Below are 525 nucleotides of genomic sequence, written 5' to 3' on the forward strand. Positions count from 1 at the left end.
CCGAACTCGCTGAGCAGCCCGCGGATCTGATTGATCAGCGCCGTGCGCTCCTTGACCCAGCCCTGGCGAATCCGATGTGCGGCCAGTACGGCCTGTTGCTCGGCGGATTTGATGGGTACGAAGCGCGTGCTGGGTCGGGTGACGGCTTCGCAGATGGCTTGTGCATCGTTGAGATCGTTCTTGGCCCCGGTGCGGTAGGGCGCGACATATTTAGGCGCCATGATTCGCACCTGATGGCCGAGCTTGTGGAACTCGCGAGCCCAATAGTGGGCGCCGCTGCAAGCTTCCATACCGATCAGGCAAGGTGGCAGGTTGGCGATAACTGCGAGCAACTTGCTGCGTGTCAGGGTGCGGCGAATGACTGGCTTGCCATGGTCATCGACGCCATAGATACTGAACGAAGTTTTGGCGAGATCAACGCCGATAGTTGAAATAGACATGGAACACCTCCGATTGATCGCTGCTTATGCCCGCAGGTAAGCGTGGCACCTCAACCCAGGGAGGGGGAGTCCATTTCATTCGTTA

At 58.7% G+C, this 525-nt stretch carries 1 protein-coding gene; it reads right to left on the bottom strand.

Annotated features, from left to right (window positions below; genetic code table 11):
• A partial coding sequence (locus IEX40_RS22035) for an IS110 family RNA-guided transposase (RefSeq protein ID WP_188752423.1) occupies positions 1-440 on the bottom strand: 440 nt, incomplete at its 3' end.
• Positions 441-525: the final 85 nt, after the last annotated feature.

Source organism: Marinobacterium zhoushanense (assembly GCF_014641945.1).
GTDB classification, from domain to species: domain Bacteria; phylum Pseudomonadota; class Gammaproteobacteria; order Pseudomonadales; family Balneatricaceae; genus Marinobacterium_D; species Marinobacterium_D zhoushanense.